Genomic DNA, 20,878 nt, shown 5'->3' on the forward strand with positions numbered 1-20,878 from the left:
AAGGCGTCAGTTGAGCATCGCCCGAGCCGCCAGAGCCTCCGCCCGCACCCGCTCCGCGGCCCCCTCGTCCACCGCCCCCACCACCTCCGCATACGCCTCCAACTCCAAGGCACCACCGAGGAACTCGCCCCGCTGGACGAGCAACCGGGCCCGCTCGTACCGCAACCGCGCCGGATGAGACGGCAGCAGCAGCGACAACTCGACGGCCCACAACGCCACATCCGACCGCTCGGGGCGAGCCGCGGCCCACGCCCGCACGTTGTTCAGAATCCGCAGCACCACATCCAGCGGATCCGCGGGCCGCAGCATCGCCGCGTCCAGCCGCGCCCCCGCCGCCCCGGCCACCAGCAGCTCCGCATCCGCCCCGCTCAGCACCCGCCCCCCGTCGAACGGATCGGCGAGCACCTGCCCCTCCTCGGGCCCGAACCCGACCACGAAGTGCCCCGGCAGGGCCACCCCGTACACCGGCGCCCCGGCCCGCCGCGCCACCTCCATCCACACCACGGACAGCAGGATCGGCAGCCCCCTGTGCCGCACCAGCACCGCATGCAACAGTGAGGACTCCAGCCGCCGGTAGTCGGCCGGTGTGCCGTGGAACCCCAGCCGCTCACCGAGCAGCTCCCGCAGGGCGACCGCCCACGCCCGCGGCCCGCCGGGCCGGTACGGCAGCAGCCCGGCGAGCCGGTCCAGCTCGACCTGCGCGGCGTCCAGGCCCGCCTCGTCCAGCTCCCCGTCCGCCTCCGCGCCCACCAGCAGGCACAGCGTCGAGAGATCGGGCCGCTCGGAGCGGGCCTCTTGGGCGAACCGCCGCCGCAGCTCGGCGGAACGCTCCGGGGGCGGGGGATACGGGGGACGCATGACTGGTTCGTGCCCTCTCACGACGATGGGTCACCGGCCGCCTGGCCGGCCGCTGCGCCGTCGGCGTCCGGCGCCCGGTAGTGGTGGTAGGCGTGGTGCGCGACGAACCCCATCCCGGCGTACAGCGCCCGCGCTCCCGCGTTCTCGGCCTCGACCTGGAGCCACGCGGCCGACGCGCCCTCGTCGAGCGCCTGCCGGGCCAGCGCGGCCATCACGGCCGTACCGAGGCCCTGGCGCCGCAGCGCCGGATCGACCTCGACGGCGGCGAACCCGGCCCACCGCCCGTCGACCACACACCGCCCGATGGCGGCCGGAGGCGCCCCCTCGGCCGAACCCGGCACGGTCGCGAACCACACGGACGGCCCGCTCCGGAGCACCCGCAGCGCCACCTCGCTCATGCCCTTGCGCTGATACCGGGCCAGCCACCCCTCGTCGGCCTCCCGGGACAGCGCGACCCCCACCGGGTCGCCCCCGTCGGCGATCGGCGCCAGCGGCCCGACCCACAGCTCGGCGGTCACCTCCCGCGCCCAGCCCCGTTCCTCCAGCTGGGCGCAGAGCAGCTCCTGCGTGCCCTCGGCGCCGGTCGCGGTCTGCACGTACGCCGGCAGTCCGCGCTCGCCGTACCACCGCCGTACGACGCCGAGCGCCGCGTCGAGCGGCAGGCCCGGGTCACCCAGCGGCAGCACCGAATTGGCCCGCCGTGTGAACCCGGAGGCGGACCGCAGCTCCCACTCCCCGAGCCACTCGCTCTCCACGGGCCGCCATGCCCCTGCGGCGACCCGGGCCAGCTCCGCGTAGGAGGCGGCCGGAGCGCGCCGACGCGCCGGAGCGGCCGGCACGACCTTGCCCGCGACCAGCATGGACTCCGCGATACGGACGCTCTCTCCGCCCTTCCGTGTGATCAGCAGCACACCGTTGTCCCATGATGTGAGAACACCGACCGTGTCGGTGAACTTCTCACCCGGAGCCGGATATTCCCTCAAGCTCCGCACCGAGACCCGTTTGCCCACGTCAGCAGCGGTGATACGGACCTCGAGTCGCCCGGCGGCAGAGATTTCCACAGGTCAGTTCACCCCTCCTGTTCGGATCATGCCCAGGAACGGAGATACTAGGGGCGGGCATCGACGACGCCGCGCTCCCGCGCGCCAGGCGGCGGAGCCTGAGGAGGCCCGCCAGCGCCCTATCGAGGAGGAACGACAGCGTGACCTACGTCATCGCGCAGCCTTGTGTCGACGTCAAGGACAAGGCGTGCATCGAGGAGTGCCCGGTCGACTGCATCTACGAGGGCCAGCGGTCCTTGTACATCCACCCGGACGAATGCGTCGACTGTGGGGCCTGCGAGCCGGTCTGCCCGGTGGAGGCCATCTTCTACGAGGACGACACTCCCGAGGAGTGGAAGGACTACTACAAGGCGAACGTCGAGTTCTTCGACGAGCTCGGCTCGCCCGGCGGGGCCAGCAAGCTGGGGCTGATCGAGCGCGACCACCCGTTCATCGCCGCGCTGCCGCCGCAGGCCGAATAATCCCGTAAGCGGCCCGCACTCGTGCCGCCTCGGTCCCGTACGGCCCGATCACCGCGCTGATCGCCGTACGGGGCCGAGGCGTTTGCCGTGACCCGGCTCGTACGTACCAGAAAGTGAGCCAGATCCCGTGTCCGCAGTCTCCGACCGTCTCCCCACTTTCCCCTGGGACAAGCTGACGCCGTACAAGGCCACGGCCGCCGCCCATCCGGACGGCATCGTCGACCTGTCCGTCGGCACCCCGGTGGACCCGGTGCCCGAGCTGATCCAGAAAGCGCTGGTGGCGGCGGCGGACTCGCCGGGCTATCCGACCGTCTGGGGCACGCCCGAACTGCGCGACGCGATCACCGGCTGGGTCGAGCGCCGCCTCGGCGCCCGGGGGGTCACCCACCGCCACGTGCTGCCGATCGTCGGCTCCAAGGAACTCGTCGCCTGGCTCCCGACGCAGCTGGGCCTCGGCCCCGGCGACCGGGTGGCGTTCCCGCGCCTGGCCTACCCGACGTACGAGGTGGGCGCCCGCCTGGCCCGCGCCGGGTACGAGGCCTACGACGACCCGACGGAGCTGGACCCCGAGGGCCTGAAGCTCCTCTGGCTGAACTCCCCGTCCAACCCCACGGGCAAGGTCCTCTCCAAGGAGGAGCTGACCCGGATCGTCGCCTGGGCCCGCTCGCACGGCATCCTGGTCTTCTCGGACGAGTGCTACCTGGAGCTGGGCTGGGAGGCCGACCCGGTCTCGGTGCTGCACCCGGAGGTCAACGGCGGCTCGTACGACGGCATCGTCTCCGTCCACTCCCTCTCCAAGCGCTCGAACCTCGCGGGTTACCGCGCCGCCTTCCTGGCCGGCGACCCGGCGGTCCTCGGCCCGCTCCTGGAGATCCGCAAGCACGGCGGCATGATGACGTCGGCACCGACCCAGGCGGCCGTGGTGGCGGCCCTGGGGGACGACGAGCACGTCCGCGTCCAGCGCGAGCGCTACGCCGCCCGCCGCGCGCTCCTGCGCGAAGCGCTCCTCGGCCACGGCTTCCGCATCGAGCACAGCGAGGCGAGCCTCTATCTGTGGGCGACGAGGGGAGAGTCCTGCTGGGACACCGTGGCCCACCTGGCGGAACGGGGCATCCTGGTGGCTCCGGGCGACTTCTACGGCCCCGCGGGCGCGGAGTTCGTCCGCGTGGCGCTGACGGCGACGGACGAGCGGGTGGCGGCGGCCGTACGGCGTCTGTGACCGCTACCGCGCCCAGCACATGCCGAAGGGGTCCGGGGAATCCCTGGACCCCTTCGGCTGGAGACCCGGCGTCAGCCGACCGGCAGGCCCTTCGCAGGCAGCGAGTCCGCGGACGGCACCCCGCCCTTCGTCAGGGAGTCCGTGGGCACACCGCCCTGGGGCGAGCCGGCCGCGTCACCGGCGAGCTGCCCGGCGGAACCCGCCGCGTCACCGGCCGCCTCCTGTGCGACGGGCGTGGTCTTCTTGACCACCTTGCCACCGGTCTTGCCCGCGGCCGGCACCTCCTTCTTGACGGTCTTGCTGCCGCTGTCACCCGCGGACTTGGTGACGTTCTGCGCCGCACCGTCGACCGTGTGGCCGGCGTTCGCCCCGTCCAGGGCGGTCAGCCCGCCGAGGTTCGGGGTGGCCGGCAGCTCGGGGGCTGCGCTGGCGGAGCCGGCCGCACCGACCCCGGCAGCCGCTCCCGCAGCGACGATCAGCGCGGCACGGGCGATCCGGCGGGTCAGGGGGAGGGACATGGTGCTCCTTCGACGGGAGAGAACAGTGAGGTTCGTGAAGTGTCCGACCGGGTCCGGGAGTTGACCGACTGGCTGTCGATCGCCCCGGCTCGGACGCAGTGACTACCGCTCGAAGCCCGCGAAGGTTGCGGCGCCGCAACGTAAAGAGTTGGTAATGCGTCGCATAATCGGCTTCGCATAAAACCGGGCAAAAAGGCTCCTGCGGGAAAGCGTGCCGAATCCTTCCAGCCCGGTGCTCCCAAGGGTCCTGACGGTTTTCCGGATGAGGGTGCGAAACCTGCGCACACCGCCGCCGGCAATCCCCCGGGGTAATCCCCAGGGGTGATTTCCCGCACCCCTGCGCGATCTACCGCATCGTGACGATACGGACCGCGTCCGCGTCCCGCTCCGCCCCCGCGGTGCCCTTCGGCGAGGCGTCCCGCCACTCACTGGCGGTGTTCCCCGCGACCCACTCCCGCCCCGCGTAGGTGACCCGCGCGATGTGCAGCTCGGAGGAATTGGCCACGGCCCAGTGCGCCAGTTGCCAGCCGCGTTGGTCCAGGCTCCGTCCGCCCGCCGCACTCGTGTCGGCGGTCACCGGCAGCGTCACGGTCCGCCCACCGGATGCCCCCGTACCGCTCGGGGACGGTGCCGGCGTGACCGCAGAGGAGCGGCCCACCTGCGCACCGGCCGGCTCCAGCACATCCCGTCCGAAGTCCCGGACGAGCGCGGCACGCACCCCGTCCGGGCCCGACGCCCGGGTCGCGGCCGGGCGGCCCTCGCAGGTCAGCGTGGCCGCGGACTGCCCCGTCAGGGCCGCGGCGAGCAGCGCGGCGTCCGGCTCGTGCTTGGCGTAGGCCTGCGGGAAGCCGCTGCGCTGCACGCGCTGGGCGGCGACGGTGAGCGGCAGCCGCGTGTAGCCGGGCACCTTGACCAGGTGGTCATAGAACTCGCCCGCCGCGTACGACGGGTCCATGATCTCCTTCGGAGCGCCCCAGCCCTGCGAGGGCCGCTGCTGGAACAGGCCGAGGGAGTCCCGGTCACCGTGGCTGATGTTGCGCAGGGCCGACTCCTGCAGCGCGGTCGCCAGCGCGATGGTCACGGCCCGCTCCGGCAGGCCGCGCGCGGTGCCCACGGCGGTGATCGTCGCAGCGTTCACCGCCTGCTCGGGCGTGAACTCGTACGACGCCCCGTCGCCCTTGCCGGAGACGACCTTGCAGCCCGGTCCGCCCGAGCCGCCGGTGACGTACTGCACGACGAGGTAACCGGCGACCGCGAGCAGGATCACGAAGGCGGACCCGCATCGGAAGAGGCGGCCACGACGCTTGGGAGTAGACGGCTCTGGCACGCCGTACAAGGTACTGGAGAGTACGGAGTGCCATGAGCCGGGTGTGGACAGTGGGGACACGACCTGGCGCGTTAGGGTCGACGACATGGCCGACACCTCGCTTGACCTCACGCTGGACGCCGCGGAGCTCACCGCCCGGCTCGTCGACTTCCGCTCCGAGAGCGGCACCGAGAAGCCCCTCGCGGACGCGATCGAGACCGCGCTGCGCGCGCTGCCCCACTTGACGGTCGACCGGTACGGCAACAACGTCGTGGCCCGCACGAACCTGGGCCGCTCGGAGCGGGTGATCCTGGCCGGCCACATCGACACCGTCCCGATCGCGGACAACGTCCCCTCCCGGCTCGACGAGGACGGCGTGCTGTGGGGCTGCGGCACCTGCGACATGAAGTCGGGCGTCGCCGTGCAGCTGCGCATCGCGGCCACGGCCCCGTCCCCGAACCGCGACCTGACCTTCGTCTTCTACGACAACGAGGAGGTCGCCGCCGAGCTCAACGGCCTCAAGCACGTCGCCGAGACGCACCCCGAGTGGCTGGAGGGCGACTTCGCGGTCCTTCTGGAGCCGTCGGACGGCCAGGTCGAGGGCGGCTGCCAGGGCACGCTGCGGGTGCTGCTGAAAACCACGGGCGAGCGGGCCCACTCGGCGCGCGGCTGGATGGGCTCCAACGCGATCCACGCGGCGGCCCCGATCCTCGCCCGCCTGGCCTCGTACGAGCCGCGGTGGCCGGTCATCGACGGCCTGGAGTACCGCGAGGGCCTGAACGCGGTCGGCATCACCGGGGGAGTGGCCGGCAACGTCATCCCCGACGCGTGCGTCGTCACGGTCAACTTCCGCTACGCGCCCGACCGCACCCCCGAGGAGGCCGTCGCGCACGTCCGGGAGGTCTTCGCGGACTGCTCAGTGGCGGAGTTCGAGGTCGTCGACCACAGCCCGGCGGCGATGCCCGGCCTGTCCCACCCGGCGGCGAAGGCGTTCATCGAGGCGGTGGGCGGCACCCCGATGCCGAAGTACGGCTGGACCGACGTCTCCCGCTTCTCCGCCCTGGGCGTACCGGCGGTCAACTACGGCCCGGGCAACCCCCACCTGGCGCACAAGCGGGACGAGCGCGTGGAGATCGCGAAGATCCTCGCGGGCGAGGAGCGCCTGCGGAACTGGCTGACCGCCTGACCCGTCAGGGACGCCATCGTGTTTACGCCGCTCCATCGCGGACATGCTCACGTCCCTCGTTCGTAACCCGCGTAGATCTACGCTGAGGTGGAAAGACAGGCACGACGGAGGGAGCGCACATGGCGACCGGCAACCCCGAGGGGAAGAAGCAGCCGCCGGAGGAAAAGCGCCTGGGCCCGGTCCTCCGGCGGCGGGATCAGGTGCAGGCCAGCACGACCGACCAGCGGCTGCTGGACGCCGGCGGTCCCTCCGACTGGGTGCACACCGACCCCTGGCGCGTGCTGCGCATCCAGTCGGAGTTCATCGAGGGCTTCGGCACGCTCGCCGAGCTCCCTCCGGCGATCAGCGTGTTCGGCTCCGCCCGGACTCCGGCGGACTCACCCGAGTACGAGGCGGGTGTCCGGCTGGGCCGGGGCCTGGTGGAGGCGGGTTTCGCGGTCATCACGGGCGGCGGCCCGGGCGCGATGGAGGCGGCCAACCAGGGCGCCCTGGAGGCCAAGGGCCTCTCGGTCGGCCTCGGCATCGAGCTGCCGTTCGAGCAGGGGCTGAACCCGTACGTCGACATCGGGCTCAACTTCCGCTACTTCTTCGTCCGGAAGATGATGTTCGTCAAGTACGCCCAGGGCTTCGTCGTCCTGCCCGGCGGCCTCGGCACCCTCGACGAACTCTTCGAGGCCCTCACTCTCGTCCAGACCCAGAAGGTCACTCGCTTCCCGATCGTCCTCTTCGGCACCGAGTACTGGGGCGGCCTGGTGAACTGGCTCCGCGACACGGTGATCGCGCAGGGCAAGGCGGCGGAGAAGGACCTGCTGCTGTTCCACGTGACGGACGACGTGGACGAGGCGGTGGCCCTGGTGTCGAAGGAAGCGGGCCGGTAGGGGGCTTGCCGAGCCGGGCTTCCTGTCCGAGCGAGTCGGGTGGCGGGTGGCACAGGCCGGGGATCCAGGGGGCGGAGCCCCCTGGGGCTCTGCCTCGGCTCAGGCCAGCCCCCGCCGGGCAACGGACGGCACCCGGTGCCCCGCGATCGCCGCCACCATGTCCAGGACCTGCCGCGTCTCGCCGACCTCGTGCACCCGGTACACCTGCGCCCCCAGCCACGCGGACACGGCCGTAGTCGCCAACGTACCGATCACCCGCTCCTTCACGGGACGATCCAACGACTCCCCGACGAAGTCCTTGTTGGACAGAGACACCAGCACGGGCCACCCCGTGGCGACCATCTCGTCGAGCCTGCGGGTCGCCTCCAGACTGTGCCGCGTGTTCTTCCCGAAGTCGTGCCCGGGGTCGATCAGAATCGACTCCCTCGGCACTCCCAGCGCTGCCGCCCGCTCGGCCAGCCCGAGGGTCACCTCCAGAATGTCGGCCATGACATCGCCGTACTCGACCCGATGCGGCCGAGTCCGCGGCTCCGCACCCCCGGCGTGCGTACACACCAGCCCCACCCCGTACCGCGCGGCCACCTCCGCGAGCCCCGGGTCGACCCCGCCCCACGCGTCGTTCAGCAGATCGGCCCCGGCCTCGCACACGGCCTGGCCGACCTCGGCCCGCCACGTGTCCACGCTGATGATCACGTCCGGGAACCGCCGCCGCACCTCCGCCACGAACCCGACCGTCCGCCGGACCTCCTCCTCGGCCGTGACCTCCTCGCCCGGCCCGGCCTTGACCCCGCCGATGTCGACGATCGCGGCCCCCTCGGCCACGGCCTGCTCCACACGCGCGAGGGCAGGCTCGTCGCGGAAGGTGGCGCCCTGGTCGTAGAAGGAGTCCGGGGTCCGGTTCACGATCGCCATGATCACCGGCTCGTGCGGTCCGAAATCCCGCCTGCCCAGCCTGAGCATCCCCTGTGACCTTTCCTGGTACGTCCCCGTCTTCCGCCGCCTGCGACCCTAACCGTCGGACTCGCATGGCACGATCGGACCCTGACAACATGCGTTTCCGAAGACTTTGATCCATGCGACCGTGGGGGCCCGCGATGGTTATGTTCCTGTTCCTGGTCGTCGCGCTCGCCGTGGTGGTCGCCGCGGTGACCCTCGCCGTGGTGGGCGGCGGCGAGAACGGCCCGCTGCCCGACGCCGCTCCCGAGCGGCTGCGGGACCCGCTGCCCCCGGACCGCCCGGTCGACCGCGCGGACGTGGAGGGCCTCCGCTTCCCGCTCGCCGCCCGTGGCTACCGGATGGCCGACGTGGACGACGCCCTCAGCCGCCTGGGCGCGGAGCTCGCCGAGCGCGACGCCCGGATCGCCGACCTGGAGTCGGCCCTGGCGGGCGCCCGGTCGGCCTCCGCCCACGGCCCGGCGCACGCGTCCGGGGAGCGCCACGTGCCCATGGACAAGCCCGCCCCCGGGCAGGAGGACCGGCCGTGAGCGACGGCGCCGCCCTGGCCGGCCCGGACGGCGCGCTGCGCTGCCCCTGGGCCCTGTCCGCCCCGGAGTACGTGACGTACCACGACGAGGAGTGGGGTCGCCCGGTCCGCGGCGACGACGCGCTCTTCGAGCGTCTGAGCCTGGAGGCCTTCCAGTCCGGCCTGTCCTGGATCACCATCCTGCGCCGCCGCCCCGGCTTCCGCGCCGCCTTCGCCGACTTCGAGATCGCCTCGGTGGCCGTCTTCACCGATGAGGACCGCGAGCGCCTGCTGGCCGACGCCGGCATCATCCGCAACCGCGCCAAGATCGACGCGACCATCGCCAACGCGCGCGTGCTGGCCGAGTGGTCCCCGGGCGAACTGGACGAACTGATCTGGTCCCACGCACCCGACCCCACCACCCGCCCGGTCCCGAGGACCCTCTCGGACGTCCCTCCGGTCACTCCCGAGTCGACGGCCCTGTCCAAGGCGTTGAAGAAGCGGGGCCTGCGCTTCGTCGGCCCGACGACGGCGTACGCGCTGATGCAGGCGTGTGGCCTCGTCGACGATCATCTGCAGGCGTGCGTCGCCAGGAGCACTCCCTGAGGGGAGCGGGGCGCCGACGATCTGCAGTGTCGCCGCGTGGGCTCGCTCAGCCCCCGCGCACCCGCAGCCCCCGACGGCGCGACCGCCCCGAGGTCACCGGCCCAGATACTTCGGCTTCTCCTTGTTGACGAAGGCCTGGACCGCGATCGCATGGTCCTCGGAGGACCCCGCCCGCGTCTGCATCTCGTCCTCCTTCTCCAGGGCCTCCTCCAAGGAGTGCGTCAGCCCATAGGCCACCGACTCCTTCAGCGCCGCGTACGCCACCGTCGGCCCCTCGGCCAGCGCCCGCGCCACCTTCTCGGCCTCCGCCCGCAGCTCACCGGCCGGCACGAGCCGGTTGGCGATGCCGAGCTCGTACGCCTCCTGCGCGCTGATGCTCCGCGGGAAGAGCAGCAGGTCGGCGGCCCGCCCGGGGCCGATCACCCGCGGCAGTGTCCAGGAGATCCCCGAGTCGGCGGTCAGCGCCACCCCGGCGAACGAGGTGTTGAAGGCGGCCGTGTCCGCCACGATCCGGTAGTCCGCCGCGAGTGCGAAACCGAAGCCCGCCCCGGCCGCCACCCCGTTCACGGCGGCGACGACCGGCTTCGGCGCCCCGGCCAGTGCCCGCACGATCGGGTTGTAGTGCTCGCGCACGGTGCTCATCGTCTGCCCCGACCCGGCCGCCCGGTCCGCGGCCAGCAGACCGATGTGCTCCTTGAGGTCCTGCCCGACGCAGAAGGCCCGGTCACCGGCGGCGGTCAGCAGCACCGCCCGCACGGCGGTGTCCTCGGCCGCCGACCGGACCACCTCCCGCAGGGCGACCTTCGTCTCCACGTTCAGCGCGTTCATCGCCTCGGGGCGGTTCAGCGTGATCGTCGCGAGTCCGTCGCTCACCTCGTAGAGCACGGCGTCGGCCATGGGTGTCCCCTCCGTGTCGCTCAGGGACGTACCGGCCGGTACGTCCCGGGTCTGCAGGACAGCATGACGGAGATCACCGACGGAAGACCGGCCCGGACGTGTGACCTGCGTCAAAGAATTCCCGCCCGGATCCGTACGGTGGATGTGTGTGCGGTGGCGGAGTATCGCAGTCTCATCGCCGAATTGAGTGGTTTTGCTCGTGGGCGTTGCCCAAGCGATGCCGACTGATGTTGGTCATCGGGTCCTGGGATGCGGGATAATGGCTGGGAAGCAATGTGTTCGATGCCGGTGTCGCGTGTCCTGCCAGGGCCGCAGGTGTGCCCTTTCTCAGGGCCGTCGGCTTTGACGATGAGCTGGGTTTCAGGAAGGGGAACGAGCATGGCGGCCATGAAGCCGCGGACGGGTGATGGCCCGCTCGAGGTGACCAAGGAGGGGCGGGGCATCGTCATGCGCGTTCCGCTCGAAGGCGGCGGTCGGCTCGTCGTCGAGCTGACCCCGGACGAGGCCGACGCCCTCGGCGACGCCCTCAAGAAGGTCGTCGGCTGACGCGCAAGCGACCATACCCTTTCAGCTGCCCCGGCATCACATGAGGTGCCGGGGCGGCTGTTTTCTCACCGTGGCGTTCGCCTGCCCCGGCTTTCGCCGCACTAACCTGCCATCCGGCGACCACTGCACCGCCACCGCCGCACTGCTACCGCTTCACCGCGCACAGCAGTCCGTCGCCCACGGGCAGCAGCGACGGCACCAGCTCCTGGCTCTCGCGCACCGCGCGCAGCAGTTCCCGCAGCCGCAGCACCTCCGTGGGCTGTGGGCCGGAGTCCACCGTCCGGCCGTTCGCGAAGGCGCCCTCGAAGACGACGAGCCCGCCGGGGCGCAGCAGCCGCAACGATTCAGCGAGGTAGTCCATGACCTCCAGGCGGTCACCGTCGCAGAAGACCAGGTCATAGCCGGAGTCCGCGAGGCGGGGCAGCACGTCCAGGGCGCGGCCCGGGATGAAACGGGCCCGGTTGCTGGCGAAACCGCAGGCGCGGAAGGCCTGGCGGGCGAACTGCTGGTGCTCCGGCTCGGAATCCACGGTCGTCAGGACGCCGTCGGGCCGCATACCGTGCAGCAGGTGGATCCCGGAGACACCGCAGCCGGTGCCGATCTCGGCGACGGCTTTCGCGTCGACGGAGGCGGCCAGCAACCGCAGCGCGGCGCCCGTGCCGGGCGACACCGAGCGCAGCCCAGCCTCACGGGCCCGGTCACGGGCCCAGTGCAGCGCTTCGTCCTCGGCGACATAGGCGTCGGCGAACGCCCAGCTCGTCTGCCGGTTGCCGGTAATGACCCTCTCCTGTCCCCGTGAATGCCTGGGCGTGACTGTATCCGTTGGGCCCGGGAACCCGCAGATGGGACCGGCCGTTTATAGGGGTGAGCGAGCGGCTGGGCCGTGGACGGGGGGCAGGCGGTGGAGCAGGGCGGCGAGCCAGGGCCGACGCAGCAGTACGAGGCGTATCAGCACAGATCAAATTCTCGTAAAACCGCTTATCCGGTCCTAACGGGCGAGGTGGCTATGGTAGGGGCTCCACTGGACACCACCAGAGCTGACAGGGGAGGTGCGGCTGCGTCTGTGGATCGCGGAGGAGCGCTTCGGCGCTTCCTCGGATCGGCGGGCAGGCCGACATCCGTGAACGACACCGCTGCTGACCACAGTCACGCCGCTGACTTCGCCCAGACCGCGACCTTCTCCACCGACGCGGACGGGCAGGCGTGGACTCCGCCCACCTGGGAGGAGATCGTCAGCACGCACAGCGGCCGGGTCTACCGGCTCGCCTACCGTCTGACCGGCAACCAGCACGACGCGGAGGACCTCACGCAGGAGGTCTTCGTCCGCGTCTTCCGCTCCCTGTCCACCTACACGCCGGGGACCTTCGAAGGCTGGCTGCACCGCATCACGACGAACCTGTTCCTGGACATGGTCCGCCGCAAGCAGCGCATCCGCTTCGACGCCCTCGGCGAGGACGCGGCCGAGCGGCTGCCCAGCAGAGAGCCCTCGCCCCAGCAGGTCTTCAACGACGCGCACTTCGACGCGGACGTCCAGCAGGCCCTCGACACCCTGGCCCCCGAGTTCCGCGCCGCGGTCGTCCTGTGCGACATCGAAGGACTGTCGTACGAGGAGATCGCCGCGACCCTCGGCGTCAAGCTCGGCACGGTCCGCTCGCGGATCCACCGCGGCCGCTCCCAACTGCGCAAGGCCCTCGCGCATCGCTCCCCGGAGGCGCGTGCCGAGCGCCGCTCCTTCGTGCCCCGTGTTCCCGCATGGGGAGGAGGGGGCGCGAGCGCGTGAGCGGATCACGGCCGAAAGCTTCCGAGGGACACCTCGCAGAGCAGCACCTGGGAGACCGGCTTTCCGCCCTGGTGGACGGAGAGCTCGGTCATGACGCGCGCGAGCGCGTACTGGCGCACGTGGCCACCTGCCCGAAGTGCAAGGCGGAGGTGGACGCCCAGCGCCGGCTGAAGAACGTCTTCGCGGCGGCCGCCCCGCCGCCCCCTTCCGAGAGCTTCCTGGCCCGCCTGCAGGGACTACCCGCGGGCGGCGGCCCGGACGGTGATGCGACGCCGCTGGGCGGAGGAGGGCTGCCCGACGGGCTGTCCGGGCGGTTCGGACCGTCCGGGGCCTTCGGCGTGAAGCGTGGCGAGCGGTTCGAGTTCGGGTACGCCCCGTCCCGTCCGCACCTCCCCGTGCTGCCGTCCTCCTCGGGCAACGGGCGTCTTCCGGCCGGCGACAGCGGCCTGCCCTCCGCCCACCGCGGCCTTCCGCCCGCAGGCCGGGGCTTCCGTATCCACGAGGTGGGCCGGCCCGACACCGACAGATCCTCCTCGCGGCTGCGGTTCGCCTTCGTGGCCGCCGGGGCCGTGTCCCTGGCCGCGATCGCCCTCGGCGGTGTCACCACCGGCACCCCGACCGACTCGGAGGCTCGCGGCGGCTCGGGGGCTGGGAGCAACGTGACGCCGATGCGCACACAGGGCACGGGAGCCGCGATGACGCCCGAGTCCCAGCGGCGCCGCGGCACCGGACCGCTGCTCGGGCAGGCGTACGGCCAGAACCTGCTCGGCCACACCCCGCTCGCCCCGACCGAGGTGTCCGCGCCGCTGCTGCCCGGAGTGCCGCCCCCCGCCGTCCGGCACCAGGCCATGCACGCCCTGACCGCTCCGGTGGTGGCCGGTGCCGCCGTCATGTCCCCGCTGATACGTCCGCTCGAGGCGGCCACGCCGGCCGCTCTGACCTCGTGGTCCGCGGTCCCCGAGATCACGGCGCCCCTGCTCGCCGTGCCTCGCCCGGATCCGGCCTCGTCCCCCTCCGCGTCCTCCTCCTCGCGCACGGCCCGCTGACCGGCCTCTGCGCACCGGCCCGGGAACCTGATTGAATCCGGGGGTTGTCGCCCGGGGCCGAGGTGTGGCCGGGCGCCGATTCGACGAACTGCGGCCACCGCGACGAGCCGTGCCGCGGCTGTGGGGAGAGCATGAACGAGGGGAAGCCCACGAAAGCGAGAAGTGGTGGAGCCGTCCACGGCCGCAGGGCCCTTCGGATGGGCCGGAGGACACAGGGCAGGCGCAGGGGCCGGGGGCGGGGATGACGGGGCAGGAGAGGCACGAGAGCACGGCCCGGACCCCGGGGGCGGAGCCGGCCGAGGCCTGTGGGCCGGAGGCGAGTTCGGCGGCTGCCGTCGGCACCGACGGGGACTTCGAACTGGCACGGCCCGCGGTGCGGCAGGAGCACGACGGGGGCGACTACGAATTGAAGCGTCCTGAGGTGCGGGCCGCCGAGGACGAGCCGGTCGGGGCGCCTGCCGGGAGTGCCGTTGAGGCTGCCGCGTTTGGCCCTGCCGTCGGCGACGCCGGGGAAGGCGTTGCCGCCACGGCCGCCGTGCCCACCGGGACCACCCCGGGTGAGGCCCCTGCCGAGCCTGTCATGGAGGCCGCCGCGGCGGTCGCCGCTGCACGCGACGCCGGACAGGGCGTCCCTGTCGGGGCCGACCCGTCCGCCGTTCCGCCCGAGGGTGGGCGCAAGCCGCTGCATGACCCCGATCCGTACAGCACGCCGCCCTACGGCGAACCGGGCCCCTGGGCACCCGCGCCGCCCGTCCAGCACCCTGCGGCGACACCGGCGCAGGGCGTGGTCGTACCGGGGCAGCCGACCATGCCGGGCACGCCCGTCCCTCCGGCGCACGGCACCCCGCCCCCGCCGGCTCCGAGCGGCCCTGCGCCCGCCGCGCCCGCTCCGTCGGTACACGGCACCCCGCCCCCGCACGGCACCCCGCCCCCGCACGGCCCCGGGCCGGTCGCGCCGGTGCCGGCCCAGGTGCCGCCCCCCGGCGCGGCTGCGCCCCTGTCGGCTGCTCCCGGTTACGCCGACGCCCCGGCCCCCGCCCCGGCCCCTGACCCCTGGCAGCGCTATGACCCCTGGGCAGCTACCGGCGGCCACGGCCCGCTCCAGCAGAACGGCGCCGCCGTACTGAGCACGGAGCAGCGGCGTAGCCGGGGCAGGAAGTCGCTGACGATCGGGGCCTTGGTGCTCGCGCTCGTGTCCGGGGGCATCGGCGGTGCCGTGGGGACGTATCTGGAGCGGAACGGCGGCGTCGGGGCCGTGGAGTTGCCGCAGGCGCGGAAGGAGGCCGCCGGGCGGGACGCCGACAGCGTGGCCGGGATCGCCGGACGGGCCCTGCCCAGCGTGGTCACCCTGCATGTGAGCGGCGCCGGCGAGCAGGGCACCGGCACCGGCTTCGTGCTCGACACCCGCGGCCACATCCTCACCAACAACCACGTCGTGCAGCCCGGCGGATCCGATGGCGAGATCACCGTGACCTTCGACGGTGGGGAGACCGCCCGGGCCGAGGTCATCGGCCGGGACAGCGGCTACGACCTCGCCGTCGTGAAGGTGAAGGGCGTGCGCGGGCTCACCCCCCTGCCCCTCGGCAACTCGGACAACGTGCAGGTCGGCGACCCGGTCGTGGCCATCGGCGCGCCCTTCGACCTGGCCGGCACGGTCACCTCCGGCATCATCAGCGCCAAGCAGCGGCCCATCACGGCCGGTGGCGAGAAGGGCGACGGCAGCGACGTTTCGTACGTCGACGCGCTGCAGACCGACGCGCCCATCAACCCCGGCAACTCCGGCGGGCCCCTGCTCGACACCAAGGCCCAGGTCATCGGCATCAACTCGGCCATCCGCTCGGCGGAGAGCGGCTCCGCCCCGGAGAGCGGGCGGGCCGGCTCGATAGGCCTCGGGTTCGCCATCCCCATCAACCAGGGCAAGCGCGTCGCCGAGGAGCTGATCAACACCGGGAAGGCGACCCACCCCGTCATCGGTATCACCCTCGACATGGACTACACGGGCAACGGCGCCCGGGTCGCCACCGAGGGAAGCGAGGGCGGACCGCCGGTCACCCAGGGCGGCCCGGGAGCCAAGGCCGGCCTCAAGGCGGGCGACGTCATCACCGAGGTCGACGGCCGACGCGTCCACTCCGGGGAGGAACTGATCGTCAAGACCCGGGCGCACCGCCCCGGCGACCGTCTGGAGCTGACCCTGGAGCGCGGCGGCAAGGAGCGGACGGTCTCGCTCGTCCTCGGATCGTCCGGTGGCTGAGGCGTGATGTCCGGAACTCGCAGACCTCTCATCGGGCCCCATAAGGGACCGACAAGGCAAACAATCGGGAAAGCGCTCCCACTCCCCGCACGCGGAGGTCCCGGGACGGTACCGGTCGGACAGGATCGCCGGGTACCGTGGATCCGGCCCGGACCACGGCAAGACCCGCACCGACCACGAGGGCCGAGGACCGAGGACATCGCAAGGAGCTTCAGGTGTTCAATGACATAGGACCACTCGAGCTGGTGACGCTCATCGTCCTCGCCGTGCTCGTCTTCGGTCCGGACAAGCTCCCCAAGGTCATCCAGGACGTGACACGCACGATCCGGAAGATCCGTGAGTTCTCGGAGAGCGCCAAGAACGACATCCGGGAGGAACTCGGCCCGGAGTTCAAGGACTTCGAGTTCGAGGATCTCAACCCCAAGACGTTCATCCGCAAGCAGCTGGACAACGAGGACCTGGGGCTCAAGGAGATCCGCAACGGCTTCGACCTGAAGAAGGAGATGGCCGAGGTCACCGACGCCGTCCACAGCCGTGACTCCGACACGTCCTCCTCGTCGTCGTCCGCCGGCTCCTCCGGCGGACGGATCGACATGACCAAGAAGCCCGAGACGCCCGACCGGGACGACCGTCCGCCTTTCGACGCGGACGCCACCTGAGCGACCCGTCCCCGGGTGTGAGCCCCGGGGCGCGTGACGCGTCTCATACTCCGGTCGGGCTGTGTGCGGCCTGATCCAGGCGCCCGTGCGGCCCTCGAACCGGGCGGTTTCCCTGCCGCTCGCAGCCGTGTGGCTATGCTGCCGAGTTGATGGGCGGCCGTAGGTGGACCACGACGCCGCCCGAAGGGGGGCGGGCCGTACCGGCCCGACGAGAGCGAGGAGGCGTCCGGGCACATGGAGACGACGAGTCGGGCAGTCGCACAGACGCCGGCCGGGGAGGGCGGGCAACAAGCCCCCTCCGCCCGCCGTACGATCGACGGCTACCTGCGTGCGCCCTTCCCGTGGTACGGCCTCGACGAGGCCTTCACGGGACCGCGCTGGCTGATGCAGGTCGGTACGACGGCCGACGGAGCCGTGGAACACGGGTCGATCGGGCACGGCGACGAGCCCACGGTGCGCAACGAGCATGCCGCCGCGGGTGATCAGGAGGCCAAGGAGAAGTTCGCGGTCGTGGTGACCGTCGCGGCGAACCCCTCACGGCGCACCGCGGACGGTACGGGGCTGCTGGAGGCCACGTCGGTGTCCTCCGCGGCGTGGCTCGCGGGTGTGGGTCTGCTGTCCTTCACGTGGCCCGGGCAGATGGACCACTCCCTGCGGGACGACTGGCTGGAGCAGCAGACCGAGACGGCGTGGGTGCTGGCGGACGACCTCGACGGGCCGGACTGGTCGACGCTGTCGCTTCCCGTGGACGGGGTGCTGACGGCGTTCCACTACCGGGAGTCGGAGTTCGGGTGGGTGCTCGCCGGGTCCACGTCCGCAGGTGTGCATGTGGGCGCGTACGGGCGGGGGATGAGTGCGTACGGGCTCGGGTTCGCCGCGGTGAAGGACATCGCCGCGTACGCGTGAACTCCGGGGCGCCGGCTGGTTCGGCGCCCCTTCGCCGTGGGGCCTCCGCATCGAGGCCGGCCGCGGGTGCGATGTGGTTGCTCGCGCCCACGCGGCGCAGCCGCAGACCGACACGGCTCCGCGCCGCTGAGGGCGTTGCCCTCAGCGGCGCAGCGATCAGAACTTGTTCTTCGGAGTGATACCGAGGGACAGGCCCGACAGGCCCCGCTGCCTGCCGCCCAGCTTGCCCGCGATCGCTCGCAGGGCCGAGCCCGCCGGGGAGTCCGGGTCCGTCAGGACCACCGGCTTGCCCTCGTCGCCGCCCTCGCGGAGGCGGACGTCGATGGGGATGCTGCCGAGGACCGGGACGTTCGTGCCGGTCGTGCGGGTCAGGCCGTCGGCGACCGCCTGACCGCCGCCCGTGCCGAAGACGTCGACCATCTCGCCGCAGTGCGGGCAGGGCAGGCCGGACATGTTCTCGACCACGCCGACGATCTTCTGGTGCGTCTGGACGGCGATGGAGCCCGCGCGCTCGGCGACCTCGGCCGCCGCCTGCTGGGGCGTGGTGACGACCAGGATCTCGGCGTTCGGGACCAGCTGGGCGACGGAGATCGCGATGTCGCCGGTGCCCGGCGGCAGGTCCAGCAGGAGGACGTCCAGGTCGCCCCAGTACACGTCCGCGAGGAACTGCTGCAGGGCGCGGTGGAGCATCGGGCCGCGCCAGACGACCGGGGCGTTGCCCGGGGTGAACATGCCGATGGAGATGACCTTCACGCCGTTCGCCGACGGTGGCATGATCATGTTCTCGACCTGGGTGGGACGGCCGTCCGCGCCCAGCATGCGCGGCACGGAGTGGCCGTAGATGTCGGCGTCGACGACACCGACCTTGAGGCCGTCGGCCGCCATCGCCGCGGCCAGGTTCACCGTGACCGAGGACTTGCCGACGCCGCCCTTGCCGGAGGCGACCGCGTAGACGCGGGTGAGGCTGCCCGGCTTGGCGAAGGGGACCTCCCGCTCGGTCTGGCCGCCGCGCAGGGCGGAGGCCAGCTCGCGGCGCTGCTCGTCACTCATCACGTCGAGCGTGACGTCGACGTGTGAGACGCCCTCGACGCGGGAGACCGCCTCGGTCACGCGCTGCGTGATCGTGTCCCGCATCGGGCAGCCCGAGACCGTGAGGTACACGGTGACCGCGACCGCCCCGTCCGCGCCGATCTCCACGGATTTGACCATCCCGAGTTCGGTGATGGGCTTGTGGATCTCGGGGTCGTTCACCGTCGCCAGTGCCTCGCGCACCGCGTCTTCCGTAGCCATAAGGACGATGGTACGGCGCCGTACCGGGGCGTAGGAAAGCGTCTCAGCGGTCGTCTGCGTCACGCCCCCGTGACCGCTCCGCCGGGAAGACGACGGGGTCGTGACGGTGGCCGTCGTGCCGTTCCTCCATCTCCTTGATCACGTCCTGGAGCTCCGAGCGGATCCAGTCGCGGGTGGCGACCTCGCCCAGGCCGATGCGCAGGGCGGCGATCTCGCGGGTCAGGTACTCGGTGTCCGCGATCGACCGCTCGTTCTGCTTGCGGTCCTGCTCCAGGTTGACCCGGTCCCGGTCGTCCTGCCGGTTCTGCGCGAGCAGGATCAGCGGGGCGGCGTAGGAGGCCTGGAGCGACAGCATCAGGGTCAGGAAGATGAAGGGGTACTCGTCGAACCGCAGCGGCCGGGGCGCGAGGCTGTTCCACGCCACCCACAGGATGATGGCGGCCGTCATCCAGACCAGGAACCGTCCGGTGCCGAGGAAGCGCGCGATGCGTTCCGAGAACCGTCCGAAGGCCTCCGGGTCGTACTCGGGCAGGATCCGGTGCCTGGGCATGCCCGGCTGGTCGAGGCGGGCGGCGCGCGGCCGGGAGGCGGCCGTGGCGCCCGCCGGCGTGCGCTCGCGCAGGGTGTCGCGCTCAGGAACCATCGGTCGCCACCTCCTCCTCGTCCAGGTGGAACTCGGTCTCCCGCCAGTCCTCGGGGAGCATGTGGTCGAGTACGTCGTCCACGGTCACCGCGCCCAGCAGCGAGCCGGCCTCGTCGACGACGGGGGCCGCCACCATGTCGTACGTGGCGAAGAAGCCCGCGATGGCCGGCAGCTCCGCCTCCGGGTCCAGGGGCTGCAGGTCGCTGTCGAGGATCGAGCTGACCAGGGACGGCGGTGGCTCCCGCAGCAGGCGCTGGAAGTGGACGGTGCCCAGGTACTTGCCGGTCGGGGTGTCGTCGGGTGGCCGGCAGACGTAGACCTGGGCCGCCAGGGCGGGGGAGAGGTCGGCGTTGCGGACGCGGGCGAGGGCGTCGGCGACGGTGGCGTCCGGGCGCAGCACGATCGGCTCCGTGGTCATCAGACCGCCCGCCGTGCGGTCCTCGTAGGACATCAGGCGCCGCATGTCGGCCGCGTCGCCGGGCTGCATCAGGCGCAGCAGCCGTTCCTGATCGTCCGTGGGCAGCTCGCCCAGCAGGTCGGCCGCGTCGTCCGGGTCCATGGCCTCCAGGACGTCGGCGGCGCGCTCCTCCTTGAGCTTGCCCAGGATCTCGATCTGGTCGTCCTCCGGGAGCTCCTCCAGCACGTCGGCCAGGCGGTCGTCGTCCAGGGCGGCGGCGACCTCGGCCCGGCGCTTGGGGGAGAGGTGGTGCAGGACGTTGGCCAGGTCGGCCGGGCGCAGCTGCTCGAACGTGGCGAGGAGGCTCTCCGCGCCCTGCCCCTGCTCCTCCAGGGAGAAGCCGGTCACGGCGGTCCACTCGACGGTCAGCGCCTCGCCCTTGGCCCGCCGGAAGGCACTTCCCTTCCTGCCCTTGCGGACGAAGACCCGGTCGATCTCCCACTCCCGGCGGGCGGGAAGCTGATGCACCGACAGGTCGAGGACGGTGACCTCCTCGCCGGTCTCGGTGAGCGTCACGCGCCGGTCCAGGAGCTCTCCGAAGACCAGCCGCTCGGTGGGCCGCTGCTCGAAGCGCCGGACGTTGAGCACGCCGGTGGTGATGACCTGGCCGGACTGGATGGCCGTGACCCGGGTCATGGGCAGGAAGATACGGCGGCGGGTGGCGAGTTCGACGACGAGGCCGAGCAGCCTCGGCGGCCGCTGCCCCACCCGCAGCATGACGACCAGATCGCGCACTCGTCCCACCTGGTCGCCGGCGGGATCGAAGACGGCGATACCGGAGAGGTGCGATACGAAGATCCGGGGGGCGCCCGCTGCCATGGCCGCGGCTCCTTTTCGTGCGGGGTGGT

The 20,878-nt window shown here is 72.2% G+C and carries 22 protein-coding genes; 12 read left to right on the top strand and 10 right to left on the bottom strand.

What is annotated here, in order from left to right; genetic code table 11:
- Nucleotides 1-6 precede the first annotated feature (6 nt).
- Nucleotides 7-858, bottom strand: a complete 852-nt coding sequence (locus ACWD1U_RS11355) for a transglutaminase family protein (protein ID WP_451106548.1) — start codon at nucleotides 856-858, stop codon at nucleotides 7-9.
- Nucleotides 859-875: 17 nt separating this feature from the next.
- Nucleotides 876-1,919 carry a GNAT family N-acetyltransferase gene (locus tag ACWD1U_RS11360; RefSeq protein WP_451106550.1) on the bottom strand — a complete coding sequence of 348 codons (1,044 nt, stop codon included), beginning with the start codon at nucleotides 1,917-1,919 and terminating at the stop codon, nucleotides 876-878.
- A 140-nt stretch (nucleotides 1,920-2,059) separates the two neighbouring features.
- Here ACWD1U_RS11360 and fdxA point away from each other — a divergent pair, with 140 nt between their 5' ends.
- Together fdxA and ACWD1U_RS11370 are read left to right on the top strand one after the other, a co-directional pair.
- On the top strand, nucleotides 2,060-2,380 hold the full coding sequence (fdxA, locus tag ACWD1U_RS11365; RefSeq protein WP_030929316.1) for a ferredoxin: 321 nt from the start codon (nucleotides 2,060-2,062) through the stop codon (nucleotides 2,378-2,380).
- 127 nt (nucleotides 2,381-2,507) lie between these two features.
- On the top strand, nucleotides 2,508-3,599 hold the full coding sequence (locus ACWD1U_RS11370) for a bifunctional succinyldiaminopimelate transaminase/glutamate-prephenate aminotransferase (protein WP_451106552.1): 1,092 nt from the start codon (nucleotides 2,508-2,510) through the stop codon (nucleotides 3,597-3,599).
- Between the two features lie 71 nt (nucleotides 3,600-3,670).
- Here the strand turns inward: ACWD1U_RS11370 and ACWD1U_RS11375 are convergent, their stop codons facing one another.
- On the bottom strand, nucleotides 3,671-4,117 hold the full coding sequence (locus ACWD1U_RS11375) for an ATP-binding protein (RefSeq protein WP_451106553.1): 447 nt from the start codon (nucleotides 4,115-4,117) through the stop codon (nucleotides 3,671-3,673).
- A 346-nt stretch (nucleotides 4,118-4,463) separates the two neighbouring features.
- Entirely contained in the window at nucleotides 4,464-5,444 is a 981-nt protein-coding gene (locus ACWD1U_RS11380) for a heavy metal transporter (RefSeq protein WP_451106554.1), read from the bottom strand.
- Between the two features lie 85 nt (nucleotides 5,445-5,529).
- On the opposite strand from ACWD1U_RS11380, the gene dapE reads away from it, so the two are divergent.
- Together dapE and ACWD1U_RS11390 are read left to right on the top strand one after the other, a co-directional pair.
- On the top strand, nucleotides 5,530-6,609 hold the full coding sequence (gene dapE, locus ACWD1U_RS11385; RefSeq protein WP_451106556.1) for a succinyl-diaminopimelate desuccinylase: 1,080 nt from the start codon (nucleotides 5,530-5,532) through the stop codon (nucleotides 6,607-6,609).
- A gap of 119 nt (nucleotides 6,610-6,728) precedes the next feature.
- Complete coding sequence (locus ACWD1U_RS11390) at nucleotides 6,729-7,487, top strand: LOG family protein (protein WP_451106557.1); 759 nt, start codon at nucleotides 6,729-6,731, stop codon at nucleotides 7,485-7,487.
- A gap of 99 nt (nucleotides 7,488-7,586) precedes the next feature.
- Here ACWD1U_RS11390 and folP read toward each other — a convergent pair whose 3' ends face one another.
- A complete protein-coding gene (gene folP / locus ACWD1U_RS11395) occupies nucleotides 7,587-8,447 on the bottom strand; it encodes a dihydropteroate synthase (protein ID WP_451106559.1) in 861 nt (286 codons plus the stop codon).
- A 134-nt stretch (nucleotides 8,448-8,581) separates the two neighbouring features.
- On the opposite strand from folP, the gene ACWD1U_RS11400 reads away from it, so the two are divergent.
- Nucleotides 8,582-8,971: a DivIVA domain-containing protein gene (locus ACWD1U_RS11400; RefSeq protein ID WP_451106561.1), complete on the top strand. Its 390-nt coding sequence runs from the start codon at nucleotides 8,582-8,584 to the stop codon at nucleotides 8,969-8,971.
- Nucleotides 8,968-9,555 carry a DNA-3-methyladenine glycosylase I gene (locus ACWD1U_RS11405; RefSeq protein ID WP_451106563.1) on the top strand — a complete coding sequence of 196 codons (588 nt, stop codon included), beginning with the start codon at nucleotides 8,968-8,970 and terminating at the stop codon, nucleotides 9,553-9,555. Before ACWD1U_RS11400 ends, ACWD1U_RS11405 begins: the two co-directional genes overlap by 4 nt.
- Before the next feature lie 93 nt (nucleotides 9,556-9,648).
- On the opposite strand, the gene chcB is transcribed toward ACWD1U_RS11405, so the two are convergent.
- Complete coding sequence (gene chcB, locus ACWD1U_RS11410) at nucleotides 9,649-10,452, bottom strand: 2-cyclohexenylcarbonyl CoA isomerase (protein ID WP_451106564.1); 804 nt, start codon at nucleotides 10,450-10,452, stop codon at nucleotides 9,649-9,651.
- A gap of 378 nt (nucleotides 10,453-10,830) precedes the next feature.
- Here chcB and ACWD1U_RS11415 point away from each other — a divergent pair, with 378 nt between their 5' ends.
- Nucleotides 10,831-10,998: a DUF3117 domain-containing protein gene (locus ACWD1U_RS11415; RefSeq protein WP_003966491.1), complete on the top strand. Its 168-nt coding sequence runs from the start codon at nucleotides 10,831-10,833 to the stop codon at nucleotides 10,996-10,998.
- A 145-nt stretch (nucleotides 10,999-11,143) separates the two neighbouring features.
- Here ACWD1U_RS11415 and ACWD1U_RS11420 read toward each other — a convergent pair whose 3' ends face one another.
- On the bottom strand, nucleotides 11,144-11,842 hold the full coding sequence (locus ACWD1U_RS11420; protein ID WP_451106996.1) for an O-methyltransferase: 699 nt from the start codon (nucleotides 11,840-11,842) through the stop codon (nucleotides 11,144-11,146).
- Nucleotides 11,843-12,004: 162 nt separating this feature from the next.
- Here ACWD1U_RS11420 and sigE point away from each other — a divergent pair, with 162 nt between their 5' ends.
- The 5 genes from sigE to ACWD1U_RS11445 all read left to right on the top strand — a co-directional run bounded on the left by sigE (nucleotide 12,005) and on the right by ACWD1U_RS11445 (nucleotide 17,640).
- Nucleotides 12,005-12,778: an RNA polymerase sigma factor SigE gene (sigE, locus tag ACWD1U_RS11425; RefSeq protein ID WP_451106565.1), complete on the top strand. Its 774-nt coding sequence runs from the start codon at nucleotides 12,005-12,007 to the stop codon at nucleotides 12,776-12,778.
- A gap of 71 nt (nucleotides 12,779-12,849) precedes the next feature.
- Nucleotides 12,850-13,824, top strand: coding sequence for a zf-HC2 domain-containing protein (locus ACWD1U_RS11430; protein WP_451106998.1), 975 nt, complete (start codon nucleotides 12,850-12,852; stop codon nucleotides 13,822-13,824).
- 241 nt (nucleotides 13,825-14,065) lie between these two features.
- On the top strand, nucleotides 14,066-16,075 hold the full coding sequence (locus ACWD1U_RS11435; RefSeq protein ID WP_451106566.1) for a trypsin-like peptidase domain-containing protein: 2,010 nt from the start codon (nucleotides 14,066-14,068) through the stop codon (nucleotides 16,073-16,075).
- A 215-nt stretch (nucleotides 16,076-16,290) separates the two neighbouring features.
- Nucleotides 16,291-16,734 (top strand): sec-independent translocase, encoded by a 444-nt coding sequence (locus ACWD1U_RS11440; RefSeq protein ID WP_451106568.1) that lies wholly within the window; start codon nucleotides 16,291-16,293, stop codon nucleotides 16,732-16,734.
- A gap of 234 nt (nucleotides 16,735-16,968) precedes the next feature.
- Nucleotides 16,969-17,640 (top strand): hypothetical protein, encoded by a 672-nt coding sequence (locus ACWD1U_RS11445; protein WP_451106570.1) that lies wholly within the window; start codon nucleotides 16,969-16,971, stop codon nucleotides 17,638-17,640.
- Nucleotides 17,641-17,796: 156 nt separating this feature from the next.
- Here the strand turns inward: ACWD1U_RS11445 and ACWD1U_RS11450 are convergent, their stop codons facing one another.
- The 3 genes from ACWD1U_RS11450 to ACWD1U_RS11460 are packed head-to-tail and all read right to left on the bottom strand — an operon-like array spanning nucleotide 17,797 to nucleotide 20,849.
- Nucleotides 17,797-18,930 (bottom strand): Mrp/NBP35 family ATP-binding protein, encoded by a 1,134-nt coding sequence (locus tag ACWD1U_RS11450; RefSeq protein WP_451106572.1) that lies wholly within the window; start codon nucleotides 18,928-18,930, stop codon nucleotides 17,797-17,799.
- A 43-nt stretch (nucleotides 18,931-18,973) separates the two neighbouring features.
- Nucleotides 18,974-19,573: a DUF1003 domain-containing protein gene (locus ACWD1U_RS11455; protein ID WP_451106574.1), complete on the bottom strand. Its 600-nt coding sequence runs from the start codon at nucleotides 19,571-19,573 to the stop codon at nucleotides 18,974-18,976.
- Nucleotides 19,563-20,849, bottom strand: coding sequence for a magnesium transporter MgtE N-terminal domain-containing protein (locus ACWD1U_RS11460; protein WP_451106576.1), 1,287 nt, complete (start codon nucleotides 20,847-20,849; stop codon nucleotides 19,563-19,565). Before ACWD1U_RS11460 ends, ACWD1U_RS11455 begins: the two co-directional genes overlap by 11 nt.
- Between the last annotated feature and the right edge of the window lie 29 nt (nucleotides 20,850-20,878).

Source organism: Streptomyces sp. NPDC002788 (assembly GCF_053592115.1).